The organism is Streptomyces sp. SID5785 (assembly GCF_009870065.1).
GTDB lineage: Bacteria > Actinomycetota > Actinomycetes > Streptomycetales > Streptomycetaceae > Streptomyces.
Genome location: NZ_WWIA01000796.1, coordinates 1 through 1,425, shown reverse-complemented (window position 1 = coordinate 1,425; position 1,425 = coordinate 1). Strand labels below are relative to the sequence as shown.

At 75.5% G+C, this 1,425-nt stretch carries 1 protein-coding gene and 1 pseudogene; both read left to right on the top strand.

Annotated features, from left to right (window positions below; all coding sequences use genetic code 11):
* Window positions 1–564: pseudogene (locus tag GTW43_RS26090) on the top strand (serine/threonine protein kinase); the annotation flags it as partial.
* A gap of 80 nt (window positions 565–644) precedes the next feature.
* A partial coding sequence (locus tag GTW43_RS26085; RefSeq protein ID WP_161304434.1) for a serine/threonine-protein kinase occupies window positions 645–1,425 on the top strand: 781 nt, incomplete at its 3' end.

Below are 1,425 nucleotides of genomic sequence, written 5' to 3'. Positions count from 1 at the left end.
ACCGGGTCGCAGACCGGTGCGCACCCCCCGGCGACGGGCACCGCGGCCTCGCCCGCCCCGACGGTCACGGTCACGGCGCGCCCGACCCGGACGGGCCCTCCCGCGACCGGGGCCCCGGCCGGGTACCGCACGGCGAGCGACCCGGAGGGCTTCCGGCTCGCGGTGCCGAAGGGGTACAAGCGCTCCGTCGACGGGCCCCGCGTCTTCTACAAGTCGCCCGGCGGCACCTTCCGCATCGGCATCAAGGCGGTGACCCCGCCCCCGGCGGGCGGCCCCGGCGCCGTGCAGCGGCGCTCGGCCGCGGCCGGCCCGAAGAACAACCCGGGCTACCGGGACGGCCGGGTCACCGACACGCAGCATCACGGCGGCGCGGCCGCGCGCTGGGAGTTCACCTGGGACGGGTTCAGCGCGGGCGAGGGCGCCCGGCACACGGTCGACCTGTGCTGGGTGCAGGGCGGCCGGATGTACGACGTGTGGGTCTCGGCGCCGGTCGGCCGGCGGGCCGAGGCGCGCGGACATTTCGACGTCGCCGTCGACACCTTCACGCCGTCCGTCACGAATTGACCGCTCCGGCTGCTTCAGGGCGGTCACAAGTCCATGACCCGGGTGGAACCCGGACGCCCGCGCACGGTACTCATGGAGGCATGAGTCACAACGGGGGAGCCGCTTACGGCCCGAACGAACCCACCAGCTTCGGTCTCCAGCCGCCGCGACCGCAGCCGCACGCGGCGTCCCACGAGGGCGGCCCGTACGGGGTGGGCGACGGCAACCCGTACGCCCAGCCCACTCAGGCCAACCCGTACGCGCAGCAGCCGCCGGCCCCGCGGACGCCGCCGCAGGCCCCGCACGGGCAGTCCGCGCAGCCGTCGCCGCCCGCGCAGCCGGATCCGGGCGCGGGCCGGCTGGTCGCCGGGCGCTACCGGCTGCTGAGCAAGCTCGGCCACGGCGGCATGGGCACCGTCTGGCGCGCCAAGGACGAGACGGTGGACCGGGAGGTCGCGGTGAAGGAGCCGCGGATCCCGGACCACCTGCCGGACCAGGAGCGGGCCAACGCCTTCGAGCGGATGCGGCGCGAGGCGCGTGCCGCGGCCCGGCTCGACCACCCGGCGGTGGTCAACGTGCACGACGTCGCCGTCGAGGACGGCCAGCCGTGGATCGTCATGGAGTTCGTGCAGGGGCGTTCCCTCGGCGAGGCGCTCAAGGAGGGCACGCTCGGGGTGCGCGACGCCGCCCGGATCGGTCTGGAGGTGCTCGGCGCGCTGGAGGCCGCGCACGCCGCCGGCATCCTGCACCGCGACGTGAAGCCGGACAACGTCATGCTGGGCCGCCACGACCGGGTCGTGCTCACGGACTTCGGCATCGCCCAGATCGAGGGGGAGACCAATCTGACGGACACCGGCGGCTTCGTCGGCTCGCCCGAGTACA